Raw genomic sequence first — 16,320 nt, 5'->3', positions numbered from 1 at the left:
GGAGAGGTGGCTCGGCGAAGCCGAGACGGAGAGGGGACCGCGCCCTACGAAGGCCCCCTCTCCGGCCGCTTCGCGGCCACCTCTCCCCCGCTTCGCGGTGGGCGAGGAACCCAGGTCTTGAGAGGAGATCGGCAGTTCTACCGCCGCCGCCTAAATCAGCTTCTCCAGCGTGATCGGCAAATCCCGCACCCTTTTCCCCGTGGCGTGGAACACCGCGTTGGCGATCGCCGGCGCCACGCCGACGATGCCCAGCTCGCCGACCCCCTTGCCGCCGAGCACCGAGGAATGCGGATCGGGAATACCGACCGAGATCACCTCGATGTCTGGAATGTCGGCATTGGTGGCGATGAGATAGTCGGCGAGATTGTTGTTGACGATGCGCCCATGCCGGCGGTCAACGATGCCCTCCTCGAGCAGCGCCTGGCCGATGCCCATGATGATGCCGCCCTTCCACTGGCTTTCGGCGAGCTTGGGGTTGTAGAGCCGGCCCGAATCCAGCGCCGATACCACGCGCGACACACGAACCGTGCCAAAGTCCTCGTCGACGCGCACTTCGATGAAATGTGCGCACCAGCTGTGGCGGGAATAGTCGCCCTCGGTGTGCGGCAGCGCCATGGCTATGGTGGTGTAGTTCTTGTAGCGGTCCTCGACCGTCGAATTGGCCGGCATGGTGTCGCCCTTCGCCTCGATATGCTCGCGCCCGACGCTCCTGAGCAGTTCGGCGATCGAAACTTCAGGCCCGTCGCCGCGCGGCGAGGCGATGCGGCCACTGGCGACGACGAGCGTGTTGGCCTGCAGCGCATGGAACGGCGAAGCCGGATCGCTGATGGCGAGCCCGACCAACTGGTCGAGCGCGGCACTCGCCGCCTTGTGGACGGCGCCCGTCATCACCCCGGCCAGCCGTGAACCGCCGGTGACGCCGGCGCGGGCATAGCGGGAGTCACCCAGCTTCACCACCACGTTCTCCGCCGGCACGCCCACCACCTCGGCGGCCGTCTGCGCAAGGATCGTATAGGTGCCCTGCCCCATGTCGATCGACGAGCTTTCGACCTCGACCGAGCCGTCGGCGAGAATGCGCACGACCGCCTCACCATAGGCGCGCCGCACCGGGTAGGTGCCGGCGGCGACACCCCAGCCGATCAGCTGGTTGCCGTCGCGCATCGAACGCGGCTGGGGCGTCCGCTTCGACCAGCCAAAGGCTTCGGCGCCGGCCGCGAAGGCCTCGCGCAGCTGCCGTGTCGACCACGGCTTCTTCGCATGCGGATCCTGCTCGGCATAGTTCCTGAGCCGGATTTCCAGCGGATCGATACCGACCTCATAGGCGAGCTCGTCGATCGCGCTTTCGATGCCGAAAGCGCTCGGGTTCTCGCCCGGCGCGCGCAATGCCCCCGGCACCACCGTGTTGACCCGCACGACGTTCTGCCGCGACGAGAAATTCGGCGTCGCGTACATGACCGAGGTGACCGAGCCGAGCGGCTCGACCCACATGCCGTCGACCGAGGTCTCGTTGACGCCACGATGCACGATCGACTGAATCTGACCCTCTGCGTTGGCGCCGAGCGCCACCGTCTGGCGCGTCGCCGCCCGTCCGCCATAGGCGGTGAAGGTCTGCGGCCTGGTGACCGCCAGCTTGACCGGCCGTCCCAGCATTTTCGCGGCCGCCGCCGCCACCGCGCCGTAGCCGTAGGCGAACGCCTTGGAGCCGAAGCCGCCGCCAATATAGGGCGAGACAAGGCGCACATTCTCGAACGGCACGCCGAACCATTCGGCATAGGTCCGCGCCATGCCGTCGAGCCATTGGCTGGGCTCCCAGACGGTCAGCTGGTCGCCCTGCCACTTTGCGATCAGGCCGTGCGGCTCCATCGGCGCCTGATATTCGCGCGGCGTGTTGTAGGCGTTGCAGATCCTGACCGGAGCCGAGGCGAACGCTGTCTCCGCCTCGCCCCATTCCTTGGTCATCGCATCGACCGGGATGCCGTCGCCGGCCTTTGGATCGCTGAGGTCGACGATCGCCGGCGCCTCGTCACAGGCGATCTTGACCAGTGCTGCAGCTGCGACCGCCTGCTCGAAACTCTCGGCAATGACCGCCGCGACATGCTGACCGCTGAAGGTGATATCGCGGGCCAGCGGGCAATAGGCAACGTCCGGCGGGGGCGTGCCCAGCCAGTCCGTTGCGGTTCTCAGCGGCAGGATATTGTCGGGCGTCAGCACCAGCAGCACGCCGGGCGACGCCTCGGCCGCCGCCGTGTCGATCGAACGCACCCGGCCGGCGGCAATGGTGCTCTCGACCAGCACCGCATGGCTGAGCCCCTCGAGCTGATGCTCGACGGCGTATTTGGCGGCACCGGTGATCTTGGCCGGGCCGTCGACGCGCGACAGCCGGCCGCCGACCTGATCCGCGAGGACGGCACCGTCCGAAGCGTCGCCGCGTTTGGCATCGCCGGGTCTTGTTCTCAACTCGTGAACGGTCATGCCGTTTCTCCCATTTTTAGGATGGCGCGGGCGACGACGCGCGGCGCCAGTTCGATCTTGTAGTGGTTGGCGCCATGGTCGACGGCGCCCTCGACGGCGAGCAGGCTGGCTTGCCTGACGACCTCCGGCCCGAGCACCTTGCCTTTCAGCGCCTCTTCCACGGCGCGGGCGCGCCATGGCTTGGTGGCGACGCCGCCAAGTGCGACGCGCAGATCGCGGATCGTCCTACCGTCGGCCTCGAATTCGATGCCGACCGCGGCACTTGCCGCGGCGAATTCATAGGACTGGCGGTCGCGGACCTTGAGATAGGTCGAGCGGCGGGCGGCGGCCGAAGCGGGAATGCCGATCGCGGTGATCATCTCGCCGGGCGCGATCGCATGTTCCCGTTCGGGCGTGCTGCCGGGCAGGAGGAAAAAATCATCGACGGCGACCTGACGGTCGCCGAGATGGACGATCGCGTCGAAGGCAATGAGTGCAACCGCCAGGTCGCCGGGATAGGTTGCGATGCAGGCCTCGCTGGTGCCGAGCACGGCATGGCCGCGGGTGACGCCGCCGACCGCCGAGCAGCCGCTGCCGGGCGAGCGCTTGTTGCAAGCGGGGAAATTCCCCGGATCGCGGAAATAGGGGCAGCGTGTACGCTGCATCAGATTGCCCCCGACCGTCGCCATGTTGCGCAGCTGCGCCGACGCCGCCTGCCACAAAGCTTCCGAGACGGCAGGGAACCGGCTCTTGATACCGGCATAGTCGGCGACTTGGCTCATCCTGGCCAGCGCGCCGATCGTGGCGCCCTGGTCATCGACGGCAATCGTATCCAGTCCGGTGAGATGGGTGATGTCGACCACGGTCTCGGGTTCGGCAACGCCGCATTTGGCGAGATCGACAAGCGTCGTGCCGCCGGCCAAAAGCATGGCGCCCGGCAGTGCTGCTGCCTCGCTGGCTGCATTGACGGAGCCGGCGCGGAGATACGAAAAGTCCCTCATGATGCGGCCTCCACGGCCGCCTGGCGCACGGCGGCAACGATATGCGGATAGGCGCCGCAGCGGCAGAGATTGCCGGCCATGTATTCGCGGATCTCCTCGTCGGAGCCGGCATGGCCTTCGCGAATGCAGGCGACCGCCGACATGATCTGGCCCGGCGTGCAATAGCCGCACTGGAAGGCATCCTGTTCGAGGAAGGCGGCCTGCACCGCATGCAGCGTGCCATCCTCCCCGGCAAGCCCTTCGATGGTGGTGATGTCCCTGCCTTCAGCCTGGGTGGCAAGCGTCAGGCAAGCCAGCACGCGCTGGCCGTCGATATGGACCGTGCAGGCGCCGCACTGGCCCTGGTCGCAGCCCTTCTTGGTGCCGGTCAGGCCGAGATGATCGCGCAAGGCGTCGAGCAGCGTAACGCGCGGTTCGACCTCCAGCTCATGTCGATGTCCGTTGATTTGAAGTTGGATTGGAGTTCGGGTTTTGCTTGTCATGGGGCGTCTGGCTCCAGTTGCTTGACGCGGGAGGGATTGATCTGGCGCCCGGCCGGCGAGCGGCAAGGTCAGCTTATGGCTAGGTGAAGGCTAATCTCGCCCCTTGCGGGGGAGATGCCCGGCAGGGCAGAGGGGGTCCGCTTGACTTGGTGCGACCTCCGGGAGGGCCGCGGCTTGCGAGGTCGAAAGACGTGACATACCCGATCCCGTGATTACATGAGAAAGGCGCTCCACAATCGGAGGCGCCTCCGCTTATTATCTAAGGGCCTGCTCCGCCCTGTTCAAGCCCCGGATCGAAATTGATCGAAATTGGAGAAATTGGCAGGGCAGCCAGCCGTCATGCCTGGAGACAAAAAAGCACCACCGGCCCAAGCCGGTGGTGCTCTCTGAACTGTCTGTAGGGGCAGGACAGTCCAATGATCCTGAGGGGATCGTGCTCAAGGTGGGCTCATTTTTGCCCCACGGCATCGGCCGAACAGATGAGGAGCGCCGGCCGCGAGGAAATATCCTCCGTCGTCATCCACCGGCCGTGCACCGGAGGCGGGCAAGATGCCTCGCCTGCCGGAACGCCGGCCAAGACTCGATCCTGTGATTATATTTACTTGCGATTATATTTGTCGGAGACGTAACGAAGGTGGAAGCGTCTGCGTTCTTGAAACGGGGCCTGCCTGTTTGGTTTATGCTTTGGATCAACACTGGAGGAAAAATTGGCCGCAGAGCCGCCCGTCATATCTGGAGACAAGGCCAAAGCCGCCGTTGCAAAACCGCTGCGCGCCGACGCGCAGCGCAACCGCGACGCGCTGGTCGAGGTCGCGGCAAAAGCCTTTGCCGAGAATGGCGTCGATGCCTCTCTGGAGGAGATTGCGCGCCAGGCCGGCGTCGGCATCGGAACGCTCTACCGGCATTTCCCAACCCGCGAACATCTGGTCGAGGTGGTCTACCGGCGCGAAGTGGAAGGACTGTGCCAGGCGGCCGACGAGCTCGCTCGCGATCATCCGCCCGACATGGCGCTCGAACAATGGATGCAGCGCTTCGTCGACTACATCGCCACCAAGCGCGGGCTATCGACAAGCCTGCGCATCCTGCTCACGACCAACTCCACCCTGTTCTCCGACGTCTCGGGCAGGGTGACGCTCGCCTTGCGGCGGCTGATCGATGCGGCGGTCGCCGAGGGCTCGATCCGCAGCGACGTCGATGCCTCCGACGTGCTGCATGCGCTGGGCGGCATCTATTCGGCCCCGGACACCAAGGACTGGCGCGACCGCTCGCGCCGATTGGTGTCGCTCTTGATGGATGGGCTGCGGTTTGGAGCGGCCAAATCCGGCCCATCCAGGGAATGAGGAATGCAGTGACTGTCGTTATTTCAGCGAGATGCTCATACCGCTGAGATCGGCATTGACCTGCAGGCCTACCTGCCTGCCCGTGAGTTCGAGTTGGGCACCCTTGTCATTGGTCATGACGATCACCTGGGCCCCTTTGCCGAGCGCGCCGCCACCGCCCGCTGCACCGTACACCCCCGTCACATCCCGGGCGCGGCGTATGTGGCGCACGGTACCTTTGAAATAGGTCTTGGAGGCGCCGAAGGCGAGGCCGCCCGAGATGCCGCCGACCGAGATGGGATATCGGCGACCATGGAAGGTCAGTGTGCCCTCGCCTCCGGAGCCGCCGATGAAAAAGGCCGCCTTGTAGACGGCGAAGCGGATCGTACCGCTGTCGGCATGTGCGACGCCGGCAAAGCTAACTGCCGCCGCAGTGATGACGGCAACCACGACTGAACGAAACCTGGACGAAATCTTCATGATGAGAACTCCTCAAGATCGCCGCATGCCCAGTCGGCCGGGCACGCCAGCGTCGGATCAAAGTCATAGCTGAACAGTCTCGCCCGTCATTGGTTCCAAGCACGCGGCCTGAATCCGGCTGCGAGAAGACCGCTACGAAACGAGGCGGATGGCGAGCATAGACCTGGCTGTAAGAACAGTGGCCGAATGGTGGGGATCCTTCGCCGGCGCTCCTATGAAAAGGTATGTGTTGAAGCGGAATGGTATTAGTCTGCGCTGTCTGGGGTTTCGGGGAGCGCGGCAAAAGAATGGATTTGAACTCGGGCTATGGCTACCTGCTGATCGGCGGCCTGATCCTGGTCGGTGCCGGGCTCCTGATCGTTTCGCTGATCGTCAATCTTCGTGTGGCGCACAGTGTGCGCGACGACGTGCGCCATCGTGAAAAGCTGCTGGAATATTATCGAAATATCTTTTCGCAGCTGGGCGTGATCATGATCGGGATTGGCGTGTCCCTTTTCATCTTCTTTTTCCAGCAGAATTATCAGGACCAGCGCAAACGCGAAACGGAGCTCCAGCAGGTTCGCGCCAAACTGGCGGCGCGTATTGCCCGCGGCAGCGCTGTCGTGGAGGCCCTCGGCGAATTCGATGCGCTGCTGGATGATGGCGGCGCCTATGTCAGTCCGGAACTCGGCGGCAACAATGCCGCCGTCAGCGCCCACGGAACGGCGCTCGCCAAGCAGGTTTCCCAGATCCTTCTGGTCGAGCGCGACGTCGATGTTCAGGGATTCGATATTCTCAATCTGTCACGCGACTTCGAAGCATCGTTCGTCGCCAACGAGCTCGACCCCACGCTATGGTTCAACATCGTCCGGGACGAGAGCGACATCAAATATGCCACCACCCAGATCGCCCTGGATTACAAGGACCTGCAGGATGCGATCGGCGGCGAGCCGATCGAGGTTGCGATCGCCAATCCCGAAAAGGAGCGGAAGATCAGGCAGGAGGTGCTCGACGTCTTTTATGATGCCGATCTCCTGCGCCAGCGCAGCAGGCGGTTTCTCGGCCGCGCGTGCTGGCTTTTCAGCAAGGGGCGCGGTTTCGTCAAGCTTGCACCGGCCAATGAGATCGAAGCCGATGCCAGATCGCACCAGGAATGGATCGACCGGTCGAAACCCTTCCTGACGCAGGCGACATCGGGCAGCGGTGATTGCTTCAAATTGCTCCAGTTCGGCCCGGCATCCTGAACCGGCAAAGGCTCGCCCGCCCCGCGGCGGCTAATCCCCCACGCGTTGCAGCGTGCCGAGATGATTGTCGTTGAGAAAGTCAATGGTCACGGCCGACGCCTTGCCGTCGGGGCCGACGGCAAAGCTGACGGCCGAGGGCCTGTCCGGCATCTCGGCATCGGGGAAGGTCAGGAAGAGATCGCGGTCGAAATGCTTCAGTGAATAGGACCGTGCAGCGGCGGGCCCGACCTTGAGGACAAGAGCGTCTCCTTCGCCTGACACAATAGCATCGCCGAAGAAGTCGTTGAAGTAACGGCCCGCATAGGCGCTGGCCGGCGCCGCCGGACTTGCCGGAGAGGGCGGCGCGGCATAGGTGGCCTTGGCCGCCGCAATCACAGGGCCGAACATGCCTGCATAGATATCATTCCATGCCTTTACCTTATCCTTCCCCAGCGTTCCGTCGAAGACGAGATCGGCGAAGCTGTCGGACAGCCCCTCCGGCACGCCTGTCGGAAAGGCGTTGGCGATGACGACGATGCCAAGCTTCTCCTCGGGGAAGAGCATCACCAGGCTGCGTGCGCCGGCGCTGAAGGCGCCCGCATGACCCCAGATCGGCCCGTGCCGGCCGAATTCGACATTCCAGCCGAGGCCGTAGAAGGCCTCGCCTCCGGAGACGGGGTTCTTGCCGCGAACCATCAAGGGAATATGTGTCTGGTCCAGCGCATCGGCCTTGATGAGCGTCTTGCCGGCATAGGCCCCGTTGCCAAGCACAAGGCGCATCCATTGCGAGAGATCGCGTGCCGTAGAACTGACGCCGCCTGCTGGCGCCTGCGCATCCGGATAGCGCTGGACCTTCGCTGCCCAGGCGCCATCGATCTTGGCGTGGAGCTCGGCACGGTTGGCGTGCTTGATGAAGTCCGAATGACGCGAACTGGTCGAGGCCATTCCAAGCGGGCGGTAGAGCTTCTCTTCGGCGACCTCTTCCCACGGCTTGCCCGTCGGCTTCGCGGCCGCGACGGCACCCTCGGTCAGTCCGAAATTACTATAGGAATAGCCGGCACGAAAGCTCGATGACGGCGACACGAACCGCAGGCGGCGCAGGATCTCCGCGCGGTCATAACCGATGTCCTCGAGGTCGTCGCCCGCCGTGCCGGGAAGTCCGCTGCGGTGCGCAAACAGGTCGCGGATCGAGAGTTCGCTGGTCGGATAGGGCTGTGCGAGTCGGAAAGCCGGATCGAGGTCGGCGATCTTGGAATCCCACGAAGCGATCCCTTCGCTGACCAGCGCCGCCACGACGGTGGCGGAGACCGGCTTGGAGAGGGAAGCGATCTGGAACACCGTGTCCGCATCGACGGTCTCCGGTTTTGCGGCTTCGCGATGCCCGAACCCCTTGAGGAAGATCACCTCGTCGCCATGCACGACGCCGATGGCCAGACCGGGCACGCTACCATCCGCGACGACGCCTTCCGCGAGTAACTCGAGCTTCGCAAGGGCCGCGGCGATCCTGTCGGGCGGGATGGTATCGGCCGACGCCGCTTTCGGCAAAAGCACCATGATTGCGATGAAGGCCAACATCCTCCAACGGAGGTGGTTCCGGTTTGTGAATAGCCGCATGCTCAGCCCCCTCCGCTTCACCGGCGTGCACTATCGCAGGCCGACGCAGGGAAGGCCAGCCTCACGCTCGACCCGCCATTCATTGGCGGATGTCCGCTTCGCACCAGTCGAAATTCAGACTGCCGCGCCTGAGCTAGGACGCAGCGCGCAGGCGGAGGCGCCGCCTGCTGGCGCGGGCCTTCTCCGCCACCGCGGCGGTGATCTCGACCACGCCTTCTTCACGCGGCCTGGCGTTGGTGACCTTGTGGAGCCGCTCATAGGGCAACAGTTCCTTGACCCGGGCTTGAAGCGACGCGACTTCGGCTCGCAGATCCTCGCATTCCTGCCTCTGGACGTCGAACTGTATCTGTTCGGATGCCTGCTGCAGGGAAAGCTGCGAAAAATTCGCGCTGACCGCGGAAAGGTTCATCTTGTCGTTTTCGCTCTCCTTCATGAGAGCAGACAATTTTTGCTCGACAATTTGCTTTTCCGCCACCGCGTCGCTCGCTTGAGCCTTGATCCTGGCGATTTCGCTGGCGGCTTCGCTGTTCTGGTTGGAGGTGGCCTCCAGTCGCGATCGGAGATCCTCGATTTCAGAGCGCAAGCCGGTCATCTCCGCGACACCGCGTGCAAGCTCGGCTTGCCTGTCACCGTCCCTGATGCGGGCCGCTTCCGTCATTTCCGATAGCTTCGCCTGCGCCATATCGAGCGATTTCTGCAGCCGCATCTCCTCTTTCTCGCTCTTGCCAAGCGCGGCCAGCAGTTCCGAAACCTGCGCGGCGTCATTGGCATGGACCGTCGAGAGTTCGTCCAGTCTGTGCCGGGCCTCGGCCTCCCGTTTCAGCGCCTTGTCGAGGTCGATTGACAGGCTGACATGTTTCTCCCGCAGCATCTCGTTCTCGCGCGAGCGTCTGTTGGCCTCGACGGCTCTGGCCGAGAGCGTTTTGACAAGCTCGCCGAACTCGGCCTCGCGTTTTGCGCTCGCATTGCCTGCCACGACGAGTTCCAGCCTTGCTGAAGCCAGCGCGCCGCGAAGTGCTTCCTTGTCCTCGACCAGGCTCGCCTCGTGCTGCTGCAGCGCCTCGATAGCGCTGTCGCGCTCGCGCTGCTTTCTGGTTGCGTCGTGGAGCTGTTCGGACAGCACTCTTTGTTGCGCGGTCAGGCCGGTATTTGCCAGCTCCAATTCGTTGGCGCGAAGAATGTCGCCGTGGAGAAGTCTTAGGAATTCGCCTGTCAAATGATGCGAGGTCGCGATCTCCGACAGTTTCGCGTTGATTTCCCCCAGATACTCCTGCGCGTCGTGAAAGAGCCCATCGACCGCACTTAAGGCAGCCAGCCGGGTTTGCGTATGGGGGGTCAGCCGTCGTGCGGTCTCGAAGGCGTCCGCATTGGCCTCGAGCTGCGAGCTGTCATCCGTTGCCGCGAGATTCTCATCCGACACAGTCTCATCCGGCACAGTGACGTCGTTCAACGGCGACTGATCGTCCACGTTGAGACATTCGCTAAACGCATCCGCCAAATCGGTTTCGAGCTCCTTGAACGCTCTCTCCACAGTCTCGGCACGCTTGATCAAACCTTTGAAATTCATGACCGAATATCCCTCTCGTGCAGCGCCGTTACGGAGCGGACTTTCAACACTTGACCCTCGCCTCCCCCGAATACGGGTTCATCTCCTGACGTGCGCTCTGGCCGACGCACGCTAGGGACAGGCTTGGCCACTGTCCTCGTGTGTTTGAATGACGCGTTCTGCCGCGCTCCATACCCGAGCCGTTGGCGCCGCTCGCAAAATGCCACTCATTTCACCCGAAACGGATATGGAGCGGCGCAAGCCTGAGGATCGCCTGGTGATTGTGTAAGGATCGGGCGAGCGCCTCGGTGCTCTGCAGCAGCTACAAGTCACACTCGGACGAGGCGCGTTACGGCCGGGAGGCCTGACCTAATAAATGATTGTGTTGAATACGTTTCGCTGATTAGCTGCTGTGCATTGACCAGGGACAAGACCGATAAATGTTGTCCCGGGAGGACCGCGATGCCGGTGCTTGAGGTTCGCCACGTCTCCAAGAATTTCGGGGCTATCCAGGCCCTGACTGACGTCAGCTTCCAGGTGGAGCGAGGCGAAGTCGTTGGTCTGATGGGGGACAACGGCGCCGGCAAATCGACGATAGTCAAGACCGTGGCCGGGAATTTTCCTCCGAGCGACGGCGAAATTGCAGTAGACGGCGAGGTGTGCCACTTCCACCAGCCCGTGCAGGCCCGCGCCAAGGGGATCGAAGTCGTTTATCAGGACCTGGCGCTCGCCGATAATTTGACGGCCGCGCAGAACGTCTTTCTGGGGCGCGAGATCAAGAAAGGCTTCTGGCCGATCAGGATTCTTGACAAGCAGGCAATGATCGATCGCTCGGCAGCGCTGTTTAAGGAACTCAAATCGGAAACCCGCCCGCGCGACCTCGTCAGGAAGATGTCGGGTGGGCAGCGCCAGGCGGTCGCCATCGCGCGGACCCGGCTTTCAAATGCCAAGCTGGTGCTGATGGACGAACCAACGGCCGCCATCTCAGTGCGCCAGGTGGCGGAAGTACTTGAACTGATCCGACGCCTCAAAGCGCAAGGAGTCGGCGTCATGCTGATCAGTCACCGAATGCCTGACGTGTTCGCCGTGGCAGATCGTATTATCGTCCTCAGGCGGGGCTCGAAAGTTGCCGACAAGCCAGCCGACAAAACATCGCCCGAGGAAATCACTGGACTGATAACGGGGGCCATCCGTGGCGAATAGTGTTCAGGAGTCAGTTGGCGTTCAGGGCTCAGTCGAAGAACATGGCCGGCCGGCCATGTCGGATTTCGTCGCGACCAAGGAAAAAACAGTTCTCCAACGTGTGCTTTCGAGTCAGCCCTTCTGGGTGACGATCGCGCTCATCGCGCTCGTCATGTTGATGACTGCGATGGAGCCGAGCTTCGGCACCTCTGAAAACGTCGCCAATGTGACGCGCAATTTCGCACCTTTCGGTATCATGGCGCTCGGCATGACGATCGTAATCATCACCGGCGGTATCGATCTGTCGGTCGGCTCCGTCATGGGTCTCGTGGTCATCGTCGCCGGCCTGTTCCTCACCTGGCATTATCCCTGGTACGTCGCCTTCGCCATGGGCCTTTTCTCCGGTCTGGCCTGTGGCGCCGTCAACGGATTCTTTGTCGCCTATGTCGGGATGCCGTCCTTTGTGGTCACCCTCGGCATGCTGTCCGTCGCGCGCTCGCTGGCGGTCGTATTCTCGGCCAACCAGATGCTCTACCAGTTCGGGCCCGATGCTCCGATCGTGAAGGCAATCGGTCAGTGGAAATGGCCGCGGCATGGTCCGAACGACTGGGCACCGCATTGGATACCAGAACTGTCGTCGCAATTCTGGACCATGGTGATCTTGGCCCTGATTGTCGGCTTCGTGTTCAATTTCACTGCCTGGGCCCGGCATCTCTTCGCCATCGGCGGCAATGAGGAGGCGGCACGGCTCACCGGCGTTCCGGTCAACTGGATTAAATTCCAGGCCTATGTCTTCTCGGCTTTCACCGCCGCGCTCGCCTCGCTCCTGCTGCTCGGCTATAACGGCTCGGCCATCAATGCCATGGGCCAAGGCTATGAGCTACGGGTGATCGCTGCGACAGTCATTGGCGGCGCCAGCCTCATGGGCGGCGCCGGCACGGCCTTCGGTGCAATCATCGGTTCGGCCTTTCTCGAGGTGATCAGGAATGCGCTGCTGATGGCCGGCATCGATTCAAACTGGCAGGGTGCCTTCGTCGGCGCCTTCATCGTTCTTGCGGTTCTCTTGGGCATGCAAACCGGCGGCAAATCGATTCTCGCCGCGTCGCTGGCAGTCTTGATGCCCAAAAAACGCCGCTAGAAACCCGCCGGCGGGAGGCCCGCGGGACATCACACCAAGGAGGAAAACGTCACATGAAAAAACATCTGCTCACGGCCGCCGTCGCGCTTGGCGCAATGGTGCTCGCCGTTTCCGGCGCCCAGGCGAAATACACCTTCGCCCTCGTGCCGAAGAACATGAACAATCCTTTCTTCGACCAGGCACGCGACGGCTGCAAGAAGGCCGAAGCCGAATCCAAAGGCGCGGTGGAGTGCATGTATATCGGCCCCGGCGAACATGGCGGCGGCGACGAGCAGGTGCAGATCGTGCAGGATCTCGTGGCCAAGAAGGTGGACGGCATCGCCGTGTCGCCATCGAACGCCGCAGCGATGGCGGTTGCGCTGCAGGCCGCCAAGGATGCCGGCATCCCGGTCCTCACCTGGGACTCCGATCTCCTGCCCGAAAACAAGGATCTGCGCGTTGCCTATATCGGCACGCACAATTACGAGATCGGCGAGAACCTCGCCAAGCTTGTCATGCAGATCAAGCCCAAAGGCGGCACGATCTGCATCCAGTCCGGCGGCGCCGCGGCGGCCAACCACAACGAGCGCATGCAAGGCATTCGCGATACGCTTTCGGGCACCAAATCAGCAGCCTCGCCCGGGGATCGGCTGACGGGCCAGAACGGCTGGACCGAAATCGAAGGCTGCCCGCTCTACACCAACGATGATTTCCCGCTTTCGGTGCAACAGTTCGAGGATATCATGGCGAAAAACCCGAACCTCGACGCATTCGTCCCAACCGGTGGCTTCCCGCAGTTCATTCCCGATGCCAACCGCGCCGCCGTCGCACCGTACAAGGACAAGATCGCCTCGAAGGCCCTGGCCCTTGTCGTTGCCGACACGCTTCCGGTACAGATCGACCAGATGAAGGAAGGTTTCTCCCTTGGCCAGGTCGGCCAGCGGCCGTTCGAGATGGGGTACAAGACGATGATGGCGCTGAAGGAGATGAAGGACGGCAAGGCTCCGCCGGCCGACCCGACCTACACGGGCCTCGATGTCTGCACTCCGGAGACAGCCGACACCTGCGTCGCGAAATAGTACTTTTGGGCGGGAGGAAACTCCCGCCCTTTCATAGGGGATCTCAATGCCGGAATTGTTCTCGCTCAAGGGCCGTGTCGCACTGGTCACGGGTGCCTCGCGTGGTCTTGGTTTTGCCATGGCCAAGGCACTTGCGGAAAACGGGGCGACGGTGATCGTCAATGCCCGCGACATGGCCGCCCTTTCCGCGGCCGCCGAAAGGATCGGTGCAGAAGCCCTGCCGTTCGATGTCACCGACGCGGCGATCTCAAGGGCGTCGCTCGAAGGAATCGTCGAACGCCACGGCCGCCTCGATATTCTGGTCAACAACGCCGGCATCCAGCATCGTAAACCGCTGGTCGAATGGCAGGACGAGGATTTCAACCATGTGGTTGCCGTCAATCTGTCGGCTTGCTTCCGCATGATGCGCGACGCGGTGCGCCTGATGCTGCCGAACAAGTTCGGGCGCATAATAAACACCGGATCGGTCGCAGCAATCCTTGGCCGTCCCACCATTCACGCCTATGTGGCGGCAAAGGCGGGCCTGCACGGGCTGACACGCTCCACTGCCGCTGAGCTGGGCCGCCACGGCATCACCGTCAACGCGATCGCCCCCGGCTATTTCGCCACCGAGCTCAATACCGCACTTATGCGCGACGAGGCCTTCACCAAATGGGTCGAGGCACGAACCCCCGCGGGCCGCTGGGCCCAGCCTGAGGAGCTCGGCGGAGCCGTGGTGTTTCTCGCCTCCGACGCTGCCGCTTACGTCAACGGGCACGTGCTAGCGGTTGACGGCGGGCTTTCGGTTTCCCTGTGATTTCAACCGGCGACACTGTGCCGGCAGGGTGTGCCTGCTAGCCGCCTGAAATGACGACTTGCTGCATCTGCTGCTGGCCCGGGTCCCCTGCGCGGACTCCCACGCCACACGATTGGATGACGCGCCGTATTGCAGCCGCCGACTTTCGATTCGCAACGGTTATTTCGACGTCTGGCGGCATCGATGCTTGATGCCGCCAATATTTCATTCCACACACCGGTCACGATGAGAGACGACATACGGGATCAGCGCCGGGTATTCAGGTGGGCCTTGCCTGCCTCCGTGGTCCTGCATTTGTTCGCCGCCGCGCTTCTTTTATCCGCACTGCCGGTGTCGCCGCCGCAGCCGCAGAAGGAGCAGGCCATCGGGGTGGACCTGGTGCCGCCACCCAAGCCATCGGAGAAAGCAAAACCTCCGCCTCCCGCGGAAGGGCCCAAGCCCGAAAAACCGCCGGAAGCAAAGGTCGAGACGCCGGCGAGCCGTGAGGTCGCCGCGCAGAGACCTGTCTTCCAATTCGGTGACAAGGACGCCGGTCCCCGGAAATCTCTGGATGGCAACAGCGCGGAGGATGGTTCGCAGTCACCGGCGGCGCCGCAAGATCCGGATAAACAGGAGCTTGCGCAGCCAACTGCCGTGACAGCGGCCGAAGGGAAGGACCAGGCTGCGCAGCCGGCCGCGGCCCAGCCGCCGAAGCCCAAGCCTGCGGATGTCGCCAAAGTGCAAAAGCCGTTGAAGCTTGAAAAAGCGAAAAAATTGTTCTCGCAAATAGCAACCGGTGATCCGGTAGCGACAACCGCCATGAGAAATGTGCCGCGCGCCGTGCGTATCGGTCAGCTCTGCAACACGGAGCTCGCACAGCAATTGGTGCACGCGTCGCCCCCCTATTTCCCAGACAGCTTGCTTGAGTATCGACTGAAGGCCGGCACGGTCATGAACGTCGCCAGTGCGCCGTTCCCTGCAAACGGGCAGTGGTACGATCTGAGTTTTCGCTGCGAGGTCGATCCGGACGCGACGAAAGTCGTGTCGTTTGCCTTTCGTGTTGGAAATCCGGTGCCGCGCAGCGAATGGAAGCGCCGCGGGTTGCCCGCCGAATAGGTGGTCGAGGCCACGGAGGCTGGCTGTCCGGCGCCATCAAATCCGGCCGGCGATGTCTTCGCGCGCCCCGGGCTGCCGAACCAACACGCGCCAAAAGTGGCTTTCGCCAGCGGCCGCCGAAGTCTAGCATACGGCTTTGGGAGGAGGCTTCGATGACTTCAAGTTTCAACGTCCACCATGCTGCCGGCTATGAGCAGCTCATGGGCCGCTGGAGCCAAAGGCTCGCGCCGCTGTTCATCGGCTTCGCGGGCCTTAAGGACGGCGAAACGATCCTCGACGTCGGTTGCGGCACCGGCAGCCTGACCTTCGCGCTCGTCAAGGCCGCTGACCTCAGTGAGGTCGCCGCGATCGACTTTTCGGCCGTTTTCGTCGAGGAGGCAATCCGGCGCAACACCGATCCGCGGATAAAAATCCGCCAGGCGGATGCCTGTGCCCTGCCTTTTGAGGACGGCGCGTTCGACCGCGCCCTGGCGCTGCTCGTGCTCCATTTCGTGCCCGAAGCCGGCAAGGCAGTCGCCGAGATGCGCCGCGTCGTGCGGTCGGGCGGCGTGGTCGCGGCGACGGTATGGGACCATCTCGGCGGCATGCCGGGGATGCGCATGATGATCGACACGGTGGCGGTGCTCAGCGAAGGCGGACGCCAGCTGCGGGCCCGCTATTGCACCCAGCCGATGATGCGGCCGGGTGAAATGAAGCGGACCTTTGTCGAGCAGGGTCTCCGCGACGTTACGGAGACCGAGCTGATGATCCGCATGGACTATCAAAACTTCGACGATTACTGGGCGCCGATTGCCGCCGGCGAAGGGCCGCTCGGCAAGTATGTGGCCACGCTCGACCCGGAAGAGCGGTCGCGCACCGACGCCGCCATGCGCGACGCCTATGAGGCCGGCCGGCCCGACGGCCCGAGGTCCTTTGCCAATGTCGCCTGGGCCTGCCGCGGTACCGTTGCCTGACGT

14 protein-coding genes are annotated in these 16,320 nt (G+C 63.2%); 8 read left to right on the top strand and 6 right to left on the bottom strand.

What is annotated here, in order from left to right:
• Window positions 1–150: 150 nt before the first annotated feature.
• From RQ479_RS00650 to RQ479_RS00640, 3 genes are read right to left on the bottom strand one after another with little or no spacing between them, the layout of a single operon-like run.
• The gene (locus RQ479_RS00650; protein WP_376703747.1) at window positions 151–2,472 is read right to left on the bottom strand and encodes a xanthine dehydrogenase family protein molybdopterin-binding subunit; all 2,322 of its coding nucleotides are present in this window, start codon (window positions 2,470–2,472) and stop codon (window positions 151–153) included.
• Entirely contained in the window at window positions 2,469–3,452 is a 984-nt protein-coding gene (locus tag RQ479_RS00645) for an FAD binding domain-containing protein (protein WP_376703746.1), read from the bottom strand. Before RQ479_RS00645 ends, RQ479_RS00650 begins: the two co-directional genes overlap by 4 nt.
• Complete coding sequence (locus RQ479_RS00640) at window positions 3,449–3,934, bottom strand: (2Fe-2S)-binding protein (protein ID WP_376703745.1); 486 nt, start codon at window positions 3,932–3,934, stop codon at window positions 3,449–3,451. The genes RQ479_RS00645 and RQ479_RS00640 overlap by 4 nt, the downstream gene beginning before the upstream one ends.
• A gap of 707 nt (window positions 3,935–4,641) precedes the next feature.
• Between RQ479_RS00640 and RQ479_RS00635 the strand changes: the two genes are divergently transcribed.
• Window positions 4,642–5,274 carry a TetR/AcrR family transcriptional regulator gene (locus RQ479_RS00635; RefSeq protein WP_376703744.1) on the top strand — a complete coding sequence of 211 codons (633 nt, stop codon included), beginning with the start codon at window positions 4,642–4,644 and terminating at the stop codon, window positions 5,272–5,274.
• Window positions 5,275–5,292: 18 nt separating this feature from the next.
• Here the strand turns inward: RQ479_RS00635 and RQ479_RS00630 are convergent, their stop codons facing one another.
• Entirely contained in the window at window positions 5,293–5,733 is a 441-nt protein-coding gene (locus RQ479_RS00630) for a hypothetical protein (RefSeq protein WP_376703743.1), read from the bottom strand.
• 287 nt (window positions 5,734–6,020) lie between these two features.
• Between RQ479_RS00630 and RQ479_RS00625 the strand changes: the two genes are divergently transcribed.
• On the top strand, window positions 6,021–6,956 hold the full coding sequence (locus RQ479_RS00625; RefSeq protein WP_376703742.1) for a hypothetical protein: 936 nt from the start codon (window positions 6,021–6,023) through the stop codon (window positions 6,954–6,956).
• A 30-nt stretch (window positions 6,957–6,986) separates the two neighbouring features.
• On the opposite strand, the gene RQ479_RS00620 is transcribed toward RQ479_RS00625, so the two are convergent.
• Together RQ479_RS00620 and RQ479_RS00615 are read right to left on the bottom strand one after the other, a co-directional pair.
• A complete protein-coding gene (locus RQ479_RS00620) occupies window positions 6,987–8,549 on the bottom strand; it encodes a serine hydrolase (RefSeq protein ID WP_376703741.1) in 1,563 nt (520 codons plus the stop codon).
• A 133-nt stretch (window positions 8,550–8,682) separates the two neighbouring features.
• A complete protein-coding gene (locus RQ479_RS00615) occupies window positions 8,683–10,116 on the bottom strand; it encodes a hypothetical protein (RefSeq protein ID WP_376703740.1) in 1,434 nt (477 codons plus the stop codon).
• A 441-nt stretch (window positions 10,117–10,557) separates the two neighbouring features.
• Between RQ479_RS00615 and RQ479_RS00610 the strand changes: the two genes are divergently transcribed.
• The 6 genes from RQ479_RS00610 (at window position 10,558) to RQ479_RS00585 (ending at window position 16,317) form a co-directional block, all read left to right on the top strand.
• Entirely contained in the window at window positions 10,558–11,298 is a 741-nt protein-coding gene (locus tag RQ479_RS00610; RefSeq protein ID WP_292662091.1) for an ATP-binding cassette domain-containing protein, read from the top strand.
• A 55-nt stretch (window positions 11,299–11,353) separates the two neighbouring features.
• Complete coding sequence (locus RQ479_RS00605; protein WP_376703739.1) at window positions 11,354–12,415, top strand: ABC transporter permease; 1,062 nt, start codon at window positions 11,354–11,356, stop codon at window positions 12,413–12,415.
• 53 nt (window positions 12,416–12,468) lie between these two features.
• Window positions 12,469–13,473: a sugar-binding protein gene (locus RQ479_RS00600; protein ID WP_376703738.1), complete on the top strand. Its 1,005-nt coding sequence runs from the start codon at window positions 12,469–12,471 to the stop codon at window positions 13,471–13,473.
• Window positions 13,474–13,519: 46 nt separating this feature from the next.
• The gene (locus tag RQ479_RS00595) at window positions 13,520–14,269 is read left to right on the top strand and encodes a glucose 1-dehydrogenase (RefSeq protein WP_352451446.1); all 750 of its coding nucleotides are present in this window, start codon (window positions 13,520–13,522) and stop codon (window positions 14,267–14,269) included.
• A gap of 183 nt (window positions 14,270–14,452) precedes the next feature.
• Window positions 14,453–15,364 carry a DUF930 domain-containing protein gene (locus RQ479_RS00590; protein WP_376703737.1) on the top strand — a complete coding sequence of 304 codons (912 nt, stop codon included), beginning with the start codon at window positions 14,453–14,455 and terminating at the stop codon, window positions 15,362–15,364.
• 152 nt (window positions 15,365–15,516) lie between these two features.
• Window positions 15,517–16,317, top strand: coding sequence for a class I SAM-dependent methyltransferase (locus RQ479_RS00585; RefSeq protein WP_376703736.1), 801 nt, complete (start codon window positions 15,517–15,519; stop codon window positions 16,315–16,317).
• Window positions 16,318–16,320: the final 3 nt, after the last annotated feature.

Origin of the sequence: Mesorhizobium sp. ISC25, assembly GCF_042295465.1 — a bacterium.
Classification (GTDB): Bacteria; Pseudomonadota; Alphaproteobacteria; order Rhizobiales; family Rhizobiaceae; genus Mesorhizobium.
The sequence above is the reverse complement of the archived record's forward strand: the minus strand, read 5'-3'. Positions and strand labels throughout refer to the sequence as shown.

Coding starts and splice junctions, on each gene's coding strand:
- RQ479_RS00605 (WP_376703739.1), top strand. CDS start 11,354: ATGTCGGATTTCGTCGCGACCAAGGAAAAAACAGTTCTCCAACGTGTG.
- RQ479_RS00630 (WP_376703743.1), bottom strand. CDS start 5,733: ATGAAGATTTCGTCCAGGTTTCGTTCAGTCGTGGTTGCCGTCATCACT.
- RQ479_RS00640 (WP_376703745.1), bottom strand. CDS start 3,934: ATGACAAGCAAAACCCGAACTCCAATCCAACTTCAAATCAACGGACAT.
- RQ479_RS00585 (WP_376703736.1), top strand. CDS start 15,517: ATGACTTCAAGTTTCAACGTCCACCATGCTGCCGGCTATGAGCAGCTC.
- RQ479_RS00600 (WP_376703738.1), top strand. CDS start 12,469: ATGAAAAAACATCTGCTCACGGCCGCCGTCGCGCTTGGCGCAATGGTG.
- RQ479_RS00650 (WP_376703747.1), bottom strand. CDS start 2,472: ATGACCGTTCACGAGTTGAGAACAAGACCCGGCGATGCCAAACGCGGC.
- RQ479_RS00590 (WP_376703737.1), top strand. CDS start 14,453: ATGCTTGATGCCGCCAATATTTCATTCCACACACCGGTCACGATGAGA.
- RQ479_RS00610 (WP_292662091.1), top strand. CDS start 10,558: ATGCCGGTGCTTGAGGTTCGCCACGTCTCCAAGAATTTCGGGGCTATC.
- RQ479_RS00645 (WP_376703746.1), bottom strand. CDS start 3,452: ATGAGGGACTTTTCGTATCTCCGCGCCGGCTCCGTCAATGCAGCCAGC.
- RQ479_RS00615 (WP_376703740.1), bottom strand. CDS start 10,116: ATGAATTTCAAAGGTTTGATCAAGCGTGCCGAGACTGTGGAGAGAGCG.
- RQ479_RS00595 (WP_352451446.1), top strand. CDS start 13,520: ATGCCGGAATTGTTCTCGCTCAAGGGCCGTGTCGCACTGGTCACGGGT.
- RQ479_RS00625 (WP_376703742.1), top strand. CDS start 6,021: ATGGATTTGAACTCGGGCTATGGCTACCTGCTGATCGGCGGCCTGATC.
- RQ479_RS00620 (WP_376703741.1), bottom strand. CDS start 8,549: ATGCGGCTATTCACAAACCGGAACCACCTCCGTTGGAGGATGTTGGCC.